The following is a 16,524-nucleotide window of genomic DNA, read 5'->3' as shown; positions in this document are numbered from 1 at the left end:
GTGCGCGGGCCGCCGCCGCGGCGGCGCGTCAGCTCTGCGCGGTGTCGCCGCCCGTCTGCTCGGGCTCGGCGCTCTCGACCGCGCCCACCTTCTCGCGCATCTTGCGCACCAGCTCCGCCTTCTGGTCGGCGGCACCCTTGCGGTCGAGGTTGCGGTGCGGGCCGTTGTTCTGACGCTCGGCGCGGGACTGCCTCTTGCGCTGGCCGCCGCCCATGCCCACGGGATTGTTGATGTTCTTGCTCATGGGGGCGACGTTACCCGCTGCCATCGACCCCGCACACCAGTTCCCGCCCTCACGCGTCCCGGATCAGCGGGCACGTCATGCAGTGCCCGCCGCCGCGCCCCCGCCCCAGCTCGGCGCCGACGATCGTGATGACCTCGACTCCGGCCTTGCGCAGCAGGGCGTTGGTCTGGGTGTTGCGGTCGTACGTGAAGACCACGCCCGGCTCCAGGGCGACCGCGTTGTTGCCGCTGTCCCACTGCTGGCGCTCCGATGCGTAGACGTCTCCCCCGGTCTCGATCACCCGCATCGAGGAGAGTCCGAGCGCCTCGGTGACCACGTCGACGAACGTCCGGGACCCCTCGTCGGTGATCGAGACCCCGGCGGGGCCGTCGCCGGGGCGCAGCGTGAACGTGTGCACCGCGTCCATGATCTTCGGGTAGAGGGTGACGATGTCACGATCGGCGAAGGTGAACACGGTGTCGAGGTGCATCGCGGCCCGCAGCCTGGGCATGCCTGCGACCACGACGCGTTCGGCCGCGCCCCTGTCGAACAGTGCGGCGGCGACCTGGGTGATGGCCTGGCGGGAGGTGCGCTCGCTCATGCCCATGAGGACGACGCCGTTGCCGACGGGCATGATGTCGCCGCCCTCGAAGGTCGCCTGGCCCCAGTCGAGTTCGGGGTCGCCCCACCAGACGGTGGAGCCGGTGAAGTCGGGGTGGAACTGGTAGACCGCCTTCATGAGCAGCGTCTCGTCGTGCCGGGCGGGCCAGTAGAGCGGGTTCAGGGTCACGCCGCCGTACAGCCAGCACGTGGTGTCGCGGGTGTAGAGGGTGTTCGGCAGCGGTGGCATCAGGTACTCGCCCGCGCCGGTGGACTCGCGGGCGAGCGCGACGTAGTCGGAGCGGTATTCGTCCGGCAGGTCCGTGGTGGCCAGACCGCCGATCAGGTACTCGGCGAGCTGCCGCGGCTCCAGCGTCTCCAGGAAGGCGCGGGTGTCGTCCATGAGCCCGAACCCGACCTGGTTGGCGGTGATCTTCCGGTCCAGGAGCCAGTCCCTGGCCCCGGGCACGCCCATGGTCCGCGCGAGCAGGTCGTGCAGCTCGACGACCTCGACCCCGCGCCGCCGGAGCTCCGCGACGAAGTCGGCGTGGTCGCGCTGGGCGTTCTCCACCCACATCACGTCGTCGAAGAGCAGGTCGGCGGAGTTGGTGGGGGTCAGGCGGCGGTGGGCCAGGGCGGGTGCGCAGACCAGGACCTTGCGGAGCCTGCCGACCTCGGAGTGGACGCCGTAGCCGGGCCCGGTGGTGTTGTCGCTCGTCACGGTGTGCCTTTCCGGAGCGGTCCGGGGGCATAGAGGCCAGGACGCACTGCGGCCACTGCCAGTGCAATTTAACGTGAATTCGGAGGGCTGTCCTGATATGCACCAGATCGATGCCGAGGCCGTCGAACGCCTCGTCCCCATGTCCGCCGCGATCGACGCCCTGGAGGCCGTCCTCGCCGCCGGGCTCGACCCGGCGGCGGAGCCGGACCGCGGCGTCGCGGACGTGCCCGGCGGCCAGCTGCTCACGATGCCGTCGGCCACCGCCTCGTACGCCGGCGTGAAGGTCGCCACGGTCACGCCGGGCAACGCGGACCGCGGTCTCCCCCGCGTCCAGGGCCTGTACATCCTCCTGGACGGCGGGACCCACACGCCGCTGGCCCTCCTGGACGGGATCGCGCTGACCTCTCTGCGCACCCCGGCCGTGTCCGGGGTGGCCGTCGGCCGTCTGGCGGTCCCGGACGCCGAGCGGCTCGTCGTCTTCGGGACCGGACCGCAGGCGTGGGGGCACGTGGAAGCGGTGCGGGCGGTGCGGCCGGGGCTGCGCCACGTCGACGTGGTCGCGCGGCACGCCGGGCGGATGGCGGAGTTCGTCGCACGCTGCCGTGCCGTCGGCCTCTCGGCGTCCGCGGCGAAGGCGGACGCCGTGGCCCGCGCGGACGTGGTCTGCTGCTGCACCACCGCCCGCGAGCCCCTCTTCGACGGCTCCCTGCTGCCCGACCACGCCACGGTCGCCGCGGTCGGCTCGCACGAGCCGGACGCCCGTGAGGTCGACGCCGCTCTCGTGGGCCGCGCCACGGTGGTGGCGGAGTCCCGCTCGGTGGCGGCGCGGGAGTGCGGCGACCTGGTCCTCGCGGCCGCCGAGGGAGCCTTCGACATGGCGGGGCTGCACACGCTGGACGCCCTGGTCCGGGGCGAGGTGCGGGCCGTGGCAGGGCGGCCCCGGCTGTTCAAGTCGGCTGGGATGGCCTGGGAGGACCTGGCCGTGGCGGCCGCCGCGTACGAACGGTGGGCGGCCGCCGGGTGAGATGCCCGGGCCCGGACCTCAGCCGCTCACCGTCACCGGGTGCCGCACCACCGCGTCGAACAGATACCCCTGGGTGTTGAACACGGTCGTCTCCGGCTGCGTCCGGCCCGTGGAGTCCGTGGCACGGGAGAGGAGTTCCGCCGGGCCCGGCCTGCCGGGCTTCCACGGGGTCGACCAGCGGGTCCAGGAGCCCCGCTGCCCGTGGTCGTGCAGCTGCGCCGACCGCCAGGACGCGCCGCCGTCCGTACTCACCTCGACCCGGGTGATCGCGCCCTCGGCCGACCAGGCGCGGCCCGTGAGCCGGTGCCGGGTGCGCCCGGACAGGGTGGCGTTCAGGGGGAGCTCGAAGGCCGACTTCAGGGTCTGCCGGGTCAGCGGGGCGCTGCCCTCGGGCGGGTAGGCGTCTCCGTAGAGGCGGTAGAAGTCCGTGTTCCAGGGCGAGTAGAGCGGCGCGGTCGAGACCTCGATGTCGCCCAGCCACTTGATCGAGGAGATGCCCACCCAGGACGGGGCGAGGAGGCGCACCGGATGCCCGTGGTCGGGCGGCAGGGGCTCGCCGTTCATCTCATACGCGAGGATGACGTCGTCCAGCGCCTTGGCGATCGGCATGGGGCGGCGCACACGGCCGTAGTTCGTGCCGTTCGACGTGACGTACTCGTCGTCGAGGCCGCGCGGCATGATGTCCACCGCCCGGTCGGAGAGGCCCGCCCTGCGCAGGACGTCGGAGAGGCGCGCCCCGCGCCAGTGGGCCGTGCCGATCGCCCCCATGGTCCACGGGGTGCCCAAGGGCGCCTGGCCCTGCTGCGTCTTGAAGAAGTTGCGCGCGTTGCCCGCGCACTCGACGAACGCCGTGCGCGTGACCGGCTTGAAGCGCCTGAGGTCGGCGAGGGTGAACTCCCGCGCGCCGCCCGTCAGCCCGTCGCCCCAGATCTTCAGCTTCCAGGCCGCCGCGTCCAGGAGCGGGGTCTTCGTGTGGTTGCGGACGAAGAAGCGGGAGATGGGGGTGGTGAAGCCGGTGCCCGCGAACGCCTCGAAGCGGGACTCCGCGTTCGTGCCGTGGACGGTGAACCACTCCGGCGGCAGCGGCTTGACGATGCCCCCGTCCGCCGCGCCCGCCGGGGACGCCGCCAGACCGGCCGGCACCGCCGAGACCAGGCCCGCGGCGGCGACCAGCTTCAGCATGTCGCGGCGCCCCACCCCTTCGGCGCGGGCCCGTCCGGCTAACCACTGGTGCAATCTGCGTCTGTCGTACGACGCCTCTGATCCCTGAAGTCTGCTCATGGCCTCACGGTAGGAGGCCCGGCGGCGGCGCACCGGGTGATCGCCGCCATCTTCACAATCGGCCGGACGATTTCAGGGCGCCGTCGCCTTTCAGGGTGTCGTCGTCGACACCACGTAGATCATCGGATGCCGCGTGTTCGAGCGGTCCACGACGACGTCCAGCGTCGGCGCCGGGTCCTTCTGCTCGTGGGTGAGGCCGTACCAGGGGCCGGGGCCCGTGAACTCCCAGCCGACGACCTTCTGGTCGCGCTTGCTGATGGTGATGTCGTCGGCCTTGAGGGCGCCCTCGTCGGTACCGATCTGCTTGAGGAAGCGCTGCAGGCCCGCGTTGCTGGTGAGGAACTGGGCGTAGAGGCGGCTGGTGCGCCAGTTGTTCGTCTCGTAGTACGCGACCTCCTCCGAGTACGGCTGGATCGGCACGTCGTACAGGCGGCGCTGCACCTTGGAGGGCCAGCCCGCGGTGAGGCCGGTCGCGGAGTACTTGTTCTCCTTGTCGCGGCCGCTGTTGCGGCTCTGGTTCGCGGAGATCACCAGGTAGCCGGCGGGCACGCCGATGAGCAGCACGATGATGATCGCCGTCAGCCACCGGCGGCGGATCATGTGACTGCGGTCCTCGGTCTTGCGGGCCTTGCCCCCCTCCCGGTCCGACGGCTCGGAGGCGCCGGGGTGGTCCGGGGACGAGGGCTGGCGTGGCACGGTCATCTACTGGGTTCCCTGGGAGGTGCGGTCGTTGGTGCGGCGGGCCTCGGCGTAGCGCTCATAGCGTTCGTAGCGTTCCACGCGGCGCCGGTTGGCGCGGCGGAAGCGGCGGGCGACGAGACGGGCCAGGTCGGCGGCGCCCACCATGCCCGCCTCGGGGCCGAGCTGGGCGCGGGCGATGCGGGCCTCGGGGCGGTAGCCGCGGCCGGTCAGGTGACGGCGGAAGGCGTCGCGGGCCGGGCCGATCAGCAGGTCGTCGGCGGCGCTGACGCCGCCGCCGATCACGAAGCAGGAGGGGTCGAGGGCGGCGGCGAGGTTCGCGATGCCGACGCCGAGCCACTGGCCGATGTCCTGGAGGAGCTCGACGCACATGGCGTCGCCCTCGCGGGCCAGCTCGGTGATGAGCGGACCCGTGATGTCGGGGACGTTGCCCTTCACCCGCTCGATGATGCCGTACGCGACCGGGGAGTCGGCGGCGGCGAGCTCGCGGGCCTCCCTGACCAGCGCGTTCCCCGAGCTGTACTGCTCCCAGCAGCCGCGGTTGCCGCACGGGCAGCGGTGGCCGCCGGGGACGACCTGCATATGGCCGAACTCTCCGGCCACCCCGAACTTGCCGCGCTTGACCTGGCCGTCCTCCAGGATCGCGCCGCCGATGCCGGTGCCGAGGGTGATCATGACCAGGTGGTCCTCGCCGCGGCCCGCACCGAAGCGCCACTCCGCCCAGGCGGCGGTGTTCGCGTCGTTGTCGACCATGACGGGCACGGCCAGGCGGCCCGAGATGCGGTCCCGCAGCGGTTCGTTGCGCCAGGACAGGTGCGGGGCGAAGAGCACGCGGTTGCGGTCCGCGTCGACCCAGCCCGCGGCGCCGATGCCGACGGCGTGCACGTCGTGCCGGTCGGAGAGGTCGAGGACCAGCTCGACGATGGTGTCCTCGACGACCTTGGGGCTCTTGGACTTGTCCGGGGTCTCCGTGCGGAGGGTCTCCAGGATGTTGCCGTCGGGGTCGACGACGCCCGCCATCACCTTGGTGCCGCCGATGTCGATGCCGACGGTGTTGACGCGCGGCGCCGTGAGGTGCGATCGGCGTTCGCGGGTGCCCACGGTCCGCAGGACGGTGGCTCGTGCGGAGCCGCGGTGCGCGAGGTCGCGGTAGGTGCTCATTGCGGCGATTCTGCCTCACCCCTGCCGGGGCGCGCACAACGGGACCCCGGGGCGGGGCACCATCCCCCGCGCCCCCGGGCCGGGTAGCCCAGGGGCGCGGGGAACTGCGCGACCGGCCACGGCATACCCGCAGTCGCGTCTGCTCGGCCGCCCCGCAGGCGCGTCTGCGGCCTTTCGTGGGCTGAGCGCGCAGTTCCCCGCGCCCCTTACGGGGCTGGCCGGAGACATCAGGCGGAGCCGCGGCCCTCCAGCTCGTGGCGGAGGTCGTCCAGCTCGCTGCCGCCCGCCATCTCGCGGGTCAGGTCGTCGAGGCTGATCTCGTCGCGGGTGTAGGAGCCGGACATCACCCCTCGCTTGAGGAGGACGAACCGGTCGCCGACCAGGTACGCATGGTGCGGGTTGTGGGTGATCAGCACGACGCCCAGGCCCGCGTCCCGCGCCGCCGCCACGTACTTCAGGACGACACCGGACTGCTTGACGCCGAGCGCGGCGGTCGGCTCGTCCAGGACGAGCACCTTCGCGCCGAAGTAGACGGCGCGCGCGATCGCCACGCACTGGCGCTCGCCGCCCGAGAGCGTGCCGATGGGCTGGTCCACGTCGCGCAGGTCGATGCCCATGCGGAGCAGCTCCGCTTGGGTCGTCTCGCGCATGAGGTCGACGTCCATGCGGCGGAAGGGGCCCGCGCCCTTCGTCGGCTCGGAGCCGAGGAAGAAGTTGCGCCAGACCGGCATCAGGGGGACGACGGCGAGGTCCTGGTAGACCGTGGCGATGCCCCGGTCCAGCGCGTCGCGCGGGTTGGCGAGCCGCGCCTCCTCGCCCTCGATCGCGAAGCGTCCCGCGTCGTTCCTGTGCAGCCCCGCGATGATCTTGATGAGGGTCGACTTGCCCGCGCCGTTGTCGCCGAGCACGCAGGAGATCTCCCCGGCGTGCACTTCGAGGGAGACGCCTTCGAGGGCGCGGATGTTGCCGTAGTACTTGCTGACGCCGTCGAGCTCGACGAGCGGTGTGCGCCCGCCCTCGTCCTCGGGGACCGCGTCGGTCTTCGTCATGTCCGTGGTCACTTCGTCGCCTCCGCGCGCTTGCGGACCCAGTGGTTCAGGAGGGTCGCCAGGAGCAGCATCACGCCGAGGAAGAACTTGAACCAGTCCGAGTTCCACTCGGCGAACACGATGCCCTTGCTGACCATGCCGAAGATCAGCGCGCCGACGGCCGCACCGACCGCGGAGCCGTAGCCGCCGGTGATGAGGCAGCCGCCGATGACGGCCGCGACGATGTAGATCAGTTCGTTGCCGACGCCCTCGCCGGACTGCACGGTGTCGTACGAGAACAGCAGGTGCTGGCCGGAGATCCAGGCGCCGAAAGCGACGCCCATATAGAGGCCGATCTTGGTCTTGGCGACCGGGACGCCGACCGCGCGGGCCGCTTCCTCGCCGCCGCCGACCGCGAAGATCCAGTTGCCGACGCGGGTGCGCAGCAGGATCCAGGTGGCGACCACGATCAGGGCGAGCCACCAGAGGATCGTGACCTTGAAGTCGACGCCGCCGATCGTGATCGTCGAGGCGAAGACCTCCTTGGCGGAGGAGAAGCCCTCCATGTCGGAGATCGACTTGGTGGAGACCGTGCCGCTGATCATCTTGGTGAAGCCGAGGTTCATGCCGGTCAGCATCAGGAACGTGCCGAGCGTGATGATGAAGCTCGGCGGGTCCGTGCGGGTCAGCATCACGCCGTTGAAGACGCCGATGGCGAGGGTGACGAGCAGCGAGACGCCGACGCCGACCCAGACGTTCGCCGTCATCTGGTAGCTGAACATCGAGGAGATCAGGGCGGAGGACGTCACGAGGACGCCCGCCGACAGGTCGAACTCGCCGCCGATCATCAGCAGCGCCACCGGCACCGCCATGATGCCGAGGGTCGACGCGGCGTACAGGACCGTCGCGAGGCTGGTGGCCTGCAGGAAGCTGTCCGCGACGAACGAGAAGAAGATGAACACGGCGATGGCGCCGACGACCGAGCCGAGCTCGGGGCGGCCCATCAGCTTCTTCAGCGGCGAGGTCCTGACGAGCCGCTCGTCGGTTTTGGCGCCCGGTGCCGGCGCCGGTGCTGTCGCGGTCATCGGGTTCCTCGCTTCGCGTATTCCTCCAGCTCGGCGGCCTGGTCCTTGGTGACGATCTGCGGACCGGTCAGGACGGGCTTGCCGCCGCCGAGGACGTCGGCGTTGTACTTGTACAGCCAGAGGAGGTCGACGGCCTCGTAGCCCTGGAGGTAGGGCTGCTGGTCGACGGCGAAGCCGAGGTCGCCGGACTTCAGACCGGCGGCGACCTTCTCGTTCAGGTCGAAGGTGTCGACCTCGGCCTTGCTGCCCGCGCTGTCCGCGGCCTTCACGGCGGTGTCCGCGAAGGGCGCGCCGAGCGTGACGACCGCGTCGACCGACTTGTCGGACTGCAGCTTGGCCTCGATGGAGGACTGCACGTCGGGCATGTTGGTGCCGGTCACGTACAGGTTCTGGATCTTGCCGTCGAAGGTCTTCTTGGCGCCGTCGCAGCGCTGCTCGTGGCCGACGTTGCCCTGCTCGTGCAGGATGCAGAGCGCCTTCTTCTTGCCGCGCTTGTTGAGCTCCTCGCCGACGGCCTCGCCCGCGATCGTCTCGTCCTGGCCGATGTGGGTGAGCGCGCCGAACTCCTTGGACTCCGCGGAGCCCGAGTTCACCGTGATCACCGGGATGCCGGCCTTCTCCGCGCGGGCCAGGGCGCCCTTCATCGCGGCGGGCTTGGCCAGCGTGACGATGATCCCGTCGACCTTCTTGTCGATGTAGGAGTCCACGAGCTGGGCCTGCTGCTGGGCCTCGTCGTCATGGGCGTACAGGAAATTGATGTTGTCCTTGCGGGCGGCCTCCTTGGCACCGCTCTGGACGATGTCCCAGAAGGTGTCGCCGTCGCCCGAGTGGGTCACCATGCCGAAGGTCCAGCGCGGCGTGCTCACCGCCGCCTTCCCCTGGGCGGTCGCCGCCTTGCGGGCGTCCTCCGCGCGTTTGCCGCCGGTGCTGCTGCATCCGGTGAGCCCCGCGGTCACCCCGAGCACCGCCACCAGCACGGCGCCCACCGTACGTACCCCTGTCTTCACCCTTGCCACGACGCCGTGCCCTTCTTGCTCTGCTGCTCTGTGCGGCCGGTCCGGATCCCCGGCCCCAGCCGCCCAAGTATCGACCACGCGGATCACGCGTGTGTTCATCGGGTACCGCGAGCGGTGTACTTCTCCAGCTTCGGCACGTCCTTCCCGGTGACGATGGCGGGTCCGGTGAGGACGGGCTTGCCGCCTCCCAGGACATTGGCGTTGGTCTTGTAGAGCCACAGCTCGTCCACGGAGAGGTAGCCCTGGAGGTAGGGCTGCTGGTCGACGGCGAAGCCGACCTCCTTGGCCTTGAGCCTCTTCACGACCTCGGCGTTCAGGTCGAACGTGTCGATCTCGGCCTTGCTGCCCGTATCCTCCTTGGCCTGCACCGAGTACGCGGCGATGGGCGCGCCGAGCGTGACGACCGCGTCGATGTCCTTGGTCGCCTGGAGCTTCGCGCTGATGGAGGACTGGGCGGCGGGCGCGTTGGTCCCCTCGACGTTCAGGTTCTCGACGGACCCGCCGAAGGTCTTCTTGACTCCGGCGCAGCGCTGTTCGAGCGAGACGTTGCCCTGCTCGTGGATGACGCAGAGCGCCTTCTTCCTGCCGCGCTCGTCGAGCTCGTCGCCGACGGCCTCGCCCGCCACGGACTCGTCCTGCCCGATGTGGCTGAGCGCGCCGAACTTCGCGGAGAACTCGCCGCCCGAGTTGATCGTGACGACCGGGATGCCCGCGGCCTCGGCGTTGGCCAGCACGGACCGCATCGCCTCGGGCTTGGCCAGGGTGACGACGAGCCCGTCGACCTTCTTGTCGACGAAGGACTGGACGAGCTCGGCCTGGCCCTTGGCCTCTTTGTCGTTGGCGTAGAGGAACTCGACGTTGTCCTTGCGGGCGGCCTGCTTGGCACCGCTGCGCACGATGTCCCAGAAGGTGTCGCCCTCGCCGGAGTGCGTGACCATCGCGATCTTGAGGCGCGGCGTGTTCACGCCGGTGCCGCTCCCGCCGCCGTCCCCGGACTTGTCCTCGTCGTCCTTGCCGCCGGAGCTGCTGCAGCCGGCGGCAAGGGCGATCGCCGCCAGACAGGCCGTGAGGCCCCTCGCCGTGCGGGACGTACGCAGGGCCGTACGGGATGTGCGCATGGTGGACCACCCCTCTTCTCCCGGCCGCCTCGGTGCGGCTGGAGGAGTTCTAGCGGGGGGCGCGCGGGAGCGTCAATGGCTTTGTCAGAACATTCTGACGCCCGGGGTGCGCGGACGGAGGGCCGCCTACGGCCGTACGAGGAGCTGGAACTCGAAGGAGTAGCGCGAGGCGCGATAGACGTGCGAGCCGAACTCGACGGCGCGTCCCGTGTCGTCGAAGGTGGTGCGCCGCATCGTGAGCAGCGGGGCGCCGGCCGGTTCGGCGAGCAGCTCCGCCTCCTCCGCCGTGGCGGCGCGGGCGCCGACGGACTGGCGCGCGCTGTGCAGGGTGAGGCCCGCCGCGCGCATCAGGCGGTAGAGCCCGGTGGCCTCCAGGCGCGCCGGGTCGAGGTCGAGGAGGCCGGTCGGCAGGTGGTTGCGCAGCTGGGCCATGGGCTCGCCGTGCGCGAGCCGGAGCCGCTCGACGAGGTGCACCTCGTCGCCCTCGGCGACCCCGAGCGCCGCCGCGACCTCGGCGGTCGCGGGCTCCAGGGCGGTGCGCAGGACGCGGGTCTCGGGGCGCTGGCCCGCGGCCTCCAGATCGTCGTAGAGGCTGCTGAGCTCCAGGGGGCGCTTGACCTGGCTGTGCACGACCTGAGTGCCGACGCCGCGGCGGCGCACAAGCAGGCCCTTGTCGACGAGGGACTGGATGGCCTGGCGGACCGTGGGCCGGGACAGGCCGAGCCGCCCCGCGAGCTCGATCTCGTTGCCGAGGAGGCTGCCCGGGGTCAGGGCGCCGCGCTCGATCGCCGCTTCCAGCTGCTGGGCCAGCTGGAAGTAGAGCGGGACGGGGCTGCTGCGGTCGACGCCGAGCCGGAGGTCCACCGTGGGGTCCTGGACCGGCTTGTCCTGAGCTGCTTTGGCGACTGGTTTGGACACGTGGCGAGCGTAGTCCCAGGAGATGATGACGGGAAGTTCTTAAGTTCTGTTGTCCGGACAAAGGATTGACAGGTCGGTCCGGCGTCGCGAGGGTGGGTCCATGCGCATCGGACTGATCGGAACGGGCCGCATCGGCACCTTTCACGCGACAGCCCTCGGCCACCACCCCGACGTGACGTCCCTGGTGATCGCCGACGCCGACACCGCGCGGGCGACCGCCCTCGCGGCGCGGACCGGGGCGACGGCGGTTTCCTCGACGGACGAGGTCTTCGCCGCGGGAGTGGACGCCGTGGTGATCACCGCGGCCACCTCGGCACACGCGGAGCTCATCGGCAGAGCGGCGCGGGCGGGGCTCCCGGTGTTCTGCGAGAAGCCCATCGCCCTGGACCTGCCGGGCACGCTGGCCGCGCTCTCCGAGGTCGAGGCCGCGGGTACGGTGCTGCAGCTCGGCTTCCAGCGGCGCTTCGACGCGGGGTACACGGCGGCGCGCGAGGCGGTGCGCACGGGCCGGCTCGGGCGGCTGCACACCGTTCGGGCGATCACCTCGGACCCGGCGCCGCCCCCGGCCGCGTATCTGCCGCTCTCCGGCGGTCTCTACCGCGACTGCCTGGTCCACGACTTCGACATCCTGCGGTGGGTGACGGGGCGCGAGGTCGCGGAGGTGTACGCGACCGGTTCGGACGCGGGACCGGCGATGTTCCGCGACGCGGGCGACGTCGACACGGCGGCCGCGGTGCTCACCCTGGACGACGGCACGCTCGCCACGGCCACCGCGACGCGCTGCAACGGCGCGGGGTACGACGTCCGCATGGAACTGGCCGGGGAGCGCGACCAGTTGGCGGTCGGCATGGACGAACGCACACCGCTCACCTCCGCGGAACCGGCGGGCCCGCCCGCACCGGTCAAGCCCTGGCCCGGTTTCCTGGAGCGCTTCGCCCCCGCCTACGAGGCGGAGCTCGCCGCCTTCGTCGAGGTCGTCCGCGGGGAGCGGGCGAACCCCTGCGACGGCCGCGAGGCACTGCACGCGCTGCGGATCGCGGAGGCGTGCGAACTGTCGCGCCGGGAGCGGCGGCCGGTGCGGATGACGGAGATCGCCCAGGAGACCCCCTGAGGAAGGGATCTCCTCGTGCCGACGTCGGGCCGTGTGAACGTCAGGCCGTGGAGAGCACCGTGCCCTGCGCGATCGCGCACAGCGTCTCGGTGCCCTCGTCGGAGACCGCGAACAGCTCGCAGCGGACCACCGCCTGACGGCGGCCCGAGTGGACGACGACGGCGCGCGCCACGAGGGCGACGCCGGTCGCGGGACGTACGTACTGGATGGAGAAGCCGGACGTCAGCACGGCGGGGCCCAGCGTGGTGCCCGCGGCGAACGTGATGCTGTTGTCCGCCGCGTAGGCGAGGACGCCGCCGTGCACGAAGCCGTTCTGCTGCTGGAGTTCCTCGCGGACGCCGATCTCCAGCGTGGCCGCGCCCTCGCCGAACCGGGTGACGCGGGCCCGGACGAGGCGGCTGAACGGCTGGGCCTCCAGGACCTTCTGGGCCATGGCGAGGTCGAGGGGATCGGGCAGATCCGACGGCTGCTGATCGGCCGGCTGCGTGGGCGTCGGCTCGGTCCAGGACTCGGTCATGACCGAACTACTACCACCGGACGGGAAGCTGCCGCATCCCCCTGATCAGAGTCCCGGGCAGCCACTCCCCCGGCGGCCCGTCCGGCGCGAGGCCGGGGCAGCGCTCCAGGAGCGAACCGAGCGCGATCTTCACCTCGACCCGGGCCAGCGGCGCACCCAGGCAGTGGTGCAGGCCGTGCCCGAAGGCCATGTGGCCCTGCGGGGCGCGGCGGATGTCGAAGCGGTCGGGCTCGGGGAAGCGGGCGGGGTCCCGGTCGGCCGCGGCGAGGCCGATCCGGACGACGGATCCGGTCGGTATCACGACGCCGCCGAGCTCGGTGGGCTCGGTGGCGAAGCGGTACGTCGCGCTCTCCAGCGGCCCCTCATAGCGCAGGGCCTCCTCTATGGCGCCGTCCAGGAGGGACATGTCGGCGCGCAGCGCGGCCAGTTGGTCGGGGTGGGTGAAGAGGGCGTGCACGGCGTTGCCCAGCAGGTTGACCGTCGTCTCGTGCCCGGCGATCAGCAGCAGGAAGGCCATGGCGCGCAGCTCGGCGGTCGAGAGGCGGTCGCCGTCCTCGTCGCCCGTGGTGCGGATCAGGGCGCTCAGCAGATCACCGCTCGGGGCCGAGCGCCGCTTGTCCTCGACCAGCTCGGCGAGGAACGCGGCCAGTTCCTCGAAGGCGGCGCGCTCGGCCTCCTGGGTCGCCGACGCCACGACGCCGTTCGACATGCGGCGGAAGGCCGCGCGGTCGATGTCGGGGACGCCGAGCAGCTCGCAGATGACGGTGATCGGCAGCGGGAAGGCCAGCGCTTCGAACAGGTCGGCCCGGCGGGTCCCGGCCGATGTGCCGTGGACGAGCATCTCGTCGAGGAGGTCGTCGGTGATGCGCTGGATGCGGGGCCGCATGGCCTCGACCCGGCGTGCCGTGAACTCCCGGGTGATGAGGGCGCGCAGCCGCGTGTGCTGGGGCGGGTCGGCTATCAGCAGATGCGTGCCGATCAGCTCTTCCTCGTGGAAGGCGAAGCCCGCGGCCGCGGCGGACTTGGCGAAGCGGGGCTCGCGGAGCGCGGCTCTGCACTCGTCGTACCCCACCACCAGATAGCTGTCGTCCATGTCCTCCGGTGGTGGCAGGCGGACGCAGTGGACGGGCCCCAGGGCGCGCAGGTCCGCGTAGACGGAGTGCGGGTCCTCTCTGAACCGCGCGCCGTACGTCACCAGGTCGATGGTCTCCGCCATGTGTCTCCTTTGGGGGGCTCATGTGGCCAACGCGCCGGACGCGGTGATCGGTTCCCCGCGACCGCCCTGATCAGCCGTCCTCGTCGAACGGCCTGATCAGCCGTCCTCGTCGAGGAGTCCCGCGTCGTGTGCCAACAGGGCGATCTGCACGCGGTTGTTGAGGTCCAGCTTCGTCAGGATCCTCGACACGTGCGCCTTGACCGTGGCGATGCTCAGGAACAGCTGGGCCGCGATGTCCGCGTTGGATCCGCCCCGGCCGACGGCGACGGCCACTTCCCGCTCCCGCTCCCCCAGCGTCGCCAGCCGGTCCAGGGCCCGCCGTCGCCGGTCGAGTTGGGGGTCGACGCCGGTCACCTGCGTGATCAGCTGCTGGGTCACCGTCGGCGAGAGCACCGGCTCCCCCGCGGCCACCGCGCGCACCGCCGCGACGATCTCGGCGGGCGCGGTGTCCTTGAGGACGAACCCGGCCGCGCCCGCGCGCAGGGCACGCAGCACCTGTCCGTCGGCGTGGAACGTGGTGAGGACGATGACCTCGGGGGCGCCGGGGCGCCTGCGCAGGGCCTCCGTCGCGGCGAGGCCGTCCATCGTGGGCATCCGGATGTCCATCAGGATGACGTCGGGCCGGAGTTCGCCGACCAGCGGGGCGACCTCGGTGCCGTCGCCCGCCTCGCCCACGATCTCGATGTCGTCGGCGCCGCCGAGCATGAAGGAGAGCCCGGCGCGCACCAGCGGATCGTCGTCGACGAGGAGGAGCTTGATCGGTTTCATGACGCCCACGGTAGCCAGGCCTCCAGGTGGAACCCGCCGTCGGGCCCGGCCCGGTGGCCGAGCCTGCCGCCCGCGAGCGAGGCCCGCTCGGCGAGCCCGATCAGGCCCTGTCCCGAGCCGGGCACCTCGGGCACGTCGCCGGGCGGTGCGGGGTTGCGGACGGACAGGGTCAGGCCCTCGCCGGGCGCGCCCGTGACGGTGACGGTCACTTCGGCGCCGGGGGCGTGTTTGCGGGCGTTGGTCAGGCCTTCCTGGGCGATGCGGTAGGCGGTGCGGCCGAGGGCGGCGGGCACGGTGTCGGGGTCGGTGAGGCGGTTGGCGAGGACGACCTTCATGCCCGCGTCGCGGGACTCGGCGACCAGGGTGTCCAGGGCGGCGAGGGTGGGCTGCGGGCGGCCTGAGGCGTCCGCCTCGCCGCCGCGCAGGACGCCGATCACCTGCCGCAGGTCCTGCAGCGCCTCGTGGGAGCTCTCCCGGATGACGCCCGCCGCCCGGACGATCTCCTCGCGGGGCGCGTCGGGCCGGAACTCCAGGGCACCGGCGTGCACGCTGAGCAGGGTGAGCCGGTGGGCGAGGACGTCGTGCATCTCGCGGGCGATGTCCTCGCGAGCGAGCCGCTGGGCCTGTTCGGCGCGGAGCGCGGCCTCGTTCTCGGCGCGGACGGCGCGGTCGCGCAGGCTGAGCAGGAGCTCGCGGCGGGAGCGCACGAACATGCCCCAGCCGATGACCGTCACGGTCACCAGACCGCTGAAGGCGATGGAGACGAAGTAGGGCATGTCCCTGTCGGGGCGCAGCCAGTAGGTCAGGGGGATCACCGCGAGCGAGACCCCGCCGATCCACGCGACGTACCGGAAGGGCCGGTGCACGGTGAGGGTGAAGAGGGCCACCGCCGCCGCGCCGCCCGCCGTGTCGGAGGCCACCGAGACCGGCACCATCACGAGGGCGAGGCCGACGGGCCAGCGTCTGCGCAGCCAGACCGCGGCACAGGCGAGCGCGCCGAGCACCTGGTCGAACTCCGCGTAGCCCTGGGCGATGTGCGGGTTGTCGGCGACCGCGTCGGCGCCGAGCATCCCGATGAGGACGGCGGCGAGGAAGCAGGTGAAGTCGGCGATCCAGTCGCGGACGGTCCGCCGCGACTCGCGCCCGACGCGGCTCGGGTCGAACTCCCTGGCGACGGCGGAGGGCAGCATCCACGGCCTTCTGGCCAGGGGGCTGCTCAGGGGCGTCGGCTCGGGTTCGGGCCGACGCATGGGATCAGTGCCGCTCATGGTCGACAAATCTACGCACCGCGGGCGGCCGCGGTCGCTCCTCACACGTGATCGTCTACCAAAGTCGCGCAGGTCCGCGACTTTCGGACCCGTTCACGGGGAAGATCCTCGCCTCGCGGCGGATGTCCGCCGGGAAAGTGCGGGGCGAGGATCTTTCCATGAAGCAGCTACTGGAGTTTCTCGGTGTGGCCCTGCTGTTCCAGGGCGCGGTCGGCCTGGTCCACAGGCTCACCGGTGAGCTGCGCGGCTGGGGTCTCGTGCAGCGCCTCGGCTTTCTGGACGGCTACGAGACGTACGCGAGCGTGGCCCTGATCGTGCTGGCCTGCGCGCTGTTCGCCGCGGTGCGGAGCCGGCGGGCCGGTTGACGCCAGGGCTCAGCAGCCGTGGTCGACCAGGTCGAACGACGCGTAGTGGTCGGCCGTGTAGTAGTCCTCCTGGTTCTTCTCGCCGGTGACGATGCGGCGGGCGCCGCGGTCGTCGGAGCCCGGCGTGACGACCGTGTACTCGTGGTAGTAGCCGGAGCTCTGCTGCGGCAGCACACCCTCGCGGTTCTGGAAGACGGTGCCGTCCTGCGGGTACGGGTAGGGGCCGCCCGCCTCGATCAGGTCGAGGGTGTCGTGCGCCTGGGAAGGCAGCTTGGAGAGGCAGATCTCACCGACCGCGGTGATGGAGTGCGAGACGGAAACGGAAGCGGCGGAGGTGACCGGTGCGGCCGGGGCGGCGCTCGCCGTGGCCGCGACAGGGCCGCCGACGAGCAGGGCGGCGGCCAG

Annotated in this window: 18 protein-coding genes; 3 read left to right on the top strand and 15 right to left on the bottom strand. The window is 71.7% G+C overall.

The window, feature by feature from the left end:
* Window positions 1-28: 28 nt before the first annotated feature.
* Both AOK03_RS04890 and AOK03_RS04885 read right to left on the bottom strand, forming a co-directional pair.
* Window positions 29-244, bottom strand: coding sequence for a DUF6243 family protein (locus tag AOK03_RS04890; protein WP_055563907.1), 216 nt, complete (start codon window positions 242-244; stop codon window positions 29-31).
* Between the two features lie 49 nt (window positions 245-293).
* A complete protein-coding gene (locus AOK03_RS04885) occupies window positions 294-1,544 on the bottom strand; it encodes an arginine deiminase (RefSeq protein WP_055563906.1) in 1,251 nt (416 codons plus the stop codon).
* Window positions 1,545-1,641: 97 nt separating this feature from the next.
* Between AOK03_RS04885 and AOK03_RS04880 the strand changes: the two genes are divergently transcribed.
* Window positions 1,642-2,568, top strand: coding sequence for an ornithine cyclodeaminase family protein (locus AOK03_RS04880; protein ID WP_055563905.1), 927 nt, complete (start codon window positions 1,642-1,644; stop codon window positions 2,566-2,568).
* 18 nt (window positions 2,569-2,586) lie between these two features.
* On the opposite strand, the gene AOK03_RS04875 is transcribed toward AOK03_RS04880, so the two are convergent.
* From AOK03_RS04875 to AOK03_RS04840, 8 genes are all read right to left on the bottom strand, one after another.
* The gene (locus tag AOK03_RS04875) at window positions 2,587-3,849 is read right to left on the bottom strand and encodes a sulfite oxidase (RefSeq protein ID WP_055563904.1); all 1,263 of its coding nucleotides are present in this window, start codon (window positions 3,847-3,849) and stop codon (window positions 2,587-2,589) included.
* Between the two features lie 90 nt (window positions 3,850-3,939).
* Window positions 3,940-4,551, bottom strand: coding sequence for a hypothetical protein (locus tag AOK03_RS04870; protein ID WP_055563903.1), 612 nt, complete (start codon window positions 4,549-4,551; stop codon window positions 3,940-3,942).
* On the bottom strand, window positions 4,552-5,709 hold the full coding sequence (locus AOK03_RS04865; protein ID WP_055563902.1) for an ROK family glucokinase: 1,158 nt from the start codon (window positions 5,707-5,709) through the stop codon (window positions 4,552-4,554).
* A 227-nt stretch (window positions 5,710-5,936) separates the two neighbouring features.
* The gene (locus tag AOK03_RS04860) at window positions 5,937-6,758 is read right to left on the bottom strand and encodes an ATP-binding cassette domain-containing protein (RefSeq protein WP_055563918.1); all 822 of its coding nucleotides are present in this window, start codon (window positions 6,756-6,758) and stop codon (window positions 5,937-5,939) included.
* 8 nt (window positions 6,759-6,766) lie between these two features.
* Window positions 6,767-7,822, bottom strand: a complete 1,056-nt coding sequence (locus tag AOK03_RS04855) for an ABC transporter permease (RefSeq protein WP_055563901.1) — start codon at window positions 7,820-7,822, stop codon at window positions 6,767-6,769.
* On the bottom strand, window positions 7,819-8,838 hold the full coding sequence (locus AOK03_RS04850; protein WP_055563900.1) for a sugar ABC transporter substrate-binding protein: 1,020 nt from the start codon (window positions 8,836-8,838) through the stop codon (window positions 7,819-7,821). Before AOK03_RS04850 ends, AOK03_RS04855 begins: the two co-directional genes overlap by 4 nt.
* A gap of 95 nt (window positions 8,839-8,933) precedes the next feature.
* Window positions 8,934-9,956 (bottom strand): sugar ABC transporter substrate-binding protein, encoded by a 1,023-nt coding sequence (locus AOK03_RS04845; protein WP_055563899.1) that lies wholly within the window; start codon window positions 9,954-9,956, stop codon window positions 8,934-8,936.
* A gap of 126 nt (window positions 9,957-10,082) precedes the next feature.
* Window positions 10,083-10,820: a GntR family transcriptional regulator gene (locus tag AOK03_RS04840; RefSeq protein WP_055563898.1), complete on the bottom strand. Its 738-nt coding sequence runs from the start codon at window positions 10,818-10,820 to the stop codon at window positions 10,083-10,085.
* Between the two features lie 154 nt (window positions 10,821-10,974).
* Between AOK03_RS04840 and AOK03_RS04835 the strand changes: the two genes are divergently transcribed.
* Entirely contained in the window at window positions 10,975-11,985 is a 1,011-nt protein-coding gene (locus tag AOK03_RS04835; protein ID WP_055563897.1) for a Gfo/Idh/MocA family protein, read from the top strand.
* Between the two features lie 40 nt (window positions 11,986-12,025).
* On the opposite strand, the gene AOK03_RS04830 is transcribed toward AOK03_RS04835, so the two are convergent.
* From AOK03_RS04830 to AOK03_RS04815, 4 genes are all read right to left on the bottom strand, one after another.
* A complete protein-coding gene (locus tag AOK03_RS04830; protein WP_055563917.1) occupies window positions 12,026-12,418 on the bottom strand; it encodes a PaaI family thioesterase in 393 nt (130 codons plus the stop codon).
* 94 nt (window positions 12,419-12,512) lie between these two features.
* Entirely contained in the window at window positions 12,513-13,718 is a 1,206-nt protein-coding gene (locus AOK03_RS04825; protein ID WP_055563896.1) for a cytochrome P450 family protein, read from the bottom strand.
* Window positions 13,719-13,814: 96 nt separating this feature from the next.
* Window positions 13,815-14,486 (bottom strand): response regulator, encoded by a 672-nt coding sequence (locus AOK03_RS04820; RefSeq protein ID WP_055563916.1) that lies wholly within the window; start codon window positions 14,484-14,486, stop codon window positions 13,815-13,817.
* Complete coding sequence (locus AOK03_RS04815) at window positions 14,483-15,754, bottom strand: sensor histidine kinase (RefSeq protein ID WP_208609501.1); 1,272 nt, start codon at window positions 15,752-15,754, stop codon at window positions 14,483-14,485. Before AOK03_RS04815 ends, AOK03_RS04820 begins: the two co-directional genes overlap by 4 nt.
* A gap of 158 nt (window positions 15,755-15,912) precedes the next feature.
* Between AOK03_RS04815 and AOK03_RS04810 the strand changes: the two genes are divergently transcribed.
* The gene (locus tag AOK03_RS04810; RefSeq protein WP_055563894.1) at window positions 15,913-16,119 is read left to right on the top strand and encodes a hypothetical protein; all 207 of its coding nucleotides are present in this window, start codon (window positions 15,913-15,915) and stop codon (window positions 16,117-16,119) included.
* 9 nt (window positions 16,120-16,128) lie between these two features.
* Here the strand turns inward: AOK03_RS04810 and AOK03_RS04805 are convergent.
* Window positions 16,129-16,524: ribonuclease (locus AOK03_RS04805; protein WP_063792419.1), on the bottom strand; the 396-nt coding region annotated here is incomplete at its 5' end.

Origin of the sequence: Streptomyces atriruber (genome assembly GCF_001418325.1) — a bacterium.
Taxonomy (GTDB): Bacteria; Actinomycetota; Actinomycetes; order Streptomycetales; family Streptomycetaceae; genus Streptomyces; species Streptomyces atriruber.
Note: the sequence above shows the minus strand (reverse complement) of the source record. Positions and strands in the feature narration are given on the sequence as shown.

Coding starts and splice junctions, on each gene's coding strand:
- AOK03_RS04845 (WP_055563899.1), bottom strand. CDS start 9,956: ATGCGCACATCCCGTACGGCCCTGCGTACGTCCCGCACGGCGAGGGGC.
- AOK03_RS04865 (WP_055563902.1), bottom strand. CDS start 5,709: ATGAGCACCTACCGCGACCTCGCGCACCGCGGCTCCGCACGAGCCACC.
- AOK03_RS04855 (WP_055563901.1), bottom strand. CDS start 7,822: ATGACCGCGACAGCACCGGCGCCGGCACCGGGCGCCAAAACCGACGAG.
- AOK03_RS04815 (WP_208609501.1), bottom strand. CDS start 15,754: ATGAGCGGCACTGATCCCATGCGTCGGCCCGAACCCGAGCCGACGCCC.
- AOK03_RS04825 (WP_055563896.1), bottom strand. CDS start 13,718: ATGGCGGAGACCATCGACCTGGTGACGTACGGCGCGCGGTTCAGAGAG.
- AOK03_RS04875 (WP_055563904.1), bottom strand. CDS start 3,849: ATGAGCAGACTTCAGGGATCAGAGGCGTCGTACGACAGACGCAGATTG.
- AOK03_RS04810 (WP_055563894.1), top strand. CDS start 15,913: ATGAAGCAGCTACTGGAGTTTCTCGGTGTGGCCCTGCTGTTCCAGGGC.
- AOK03_RS04880 (WP_055563905.1), top strand. CDS start 1,642: ATGCACCAGATCGATGCCGAGGCCGTCGAACGCCTCGTCCCCATGTCC.
- AOK03_RS04870 (WP_055563903.1), bottom strand. CDS start 4,551: ATGACCGTGCCACGCCAGCCCTCGTCCCCGGACCACCCCGGCGCCTCC.
- AOK03_RS04860 (WP_055563918.1), bottom strand. CDS start 6,758: ATGACGAAGACCGACGCGGTCCCCGAGGACGAGGGCGGGCGCACACCG.
- AOK03_RS04835 (WP_055563897.1), top strand. CDS start 10,975: ATGCGCATCGGACTGATCGGAACGGGCCGCATCGGCACCTTTCACGCG.
- AOK03_RS04830 (WP_055563917.1), bottom strand. CDS start 12,418: ATGGCCCAGAAGGTCCTGGAGGCCCAGCCGTTCAGCCGCCTCGTCCGG.
- AOK03_RS04820 (WP_055563916.1), bottom strand. CDS start 14,486: ATGAAACCGATCAAGCTCCTCCTCGTCGACGACGATCCGCTGGTGCGC.
- AOK03_RS04890 (WP_055563907.1), bottom strand. CDS start 244: ATGAGCAAGAACATCAACAATCCCGTGGGCATGGGCGGCGGCCAGCGC.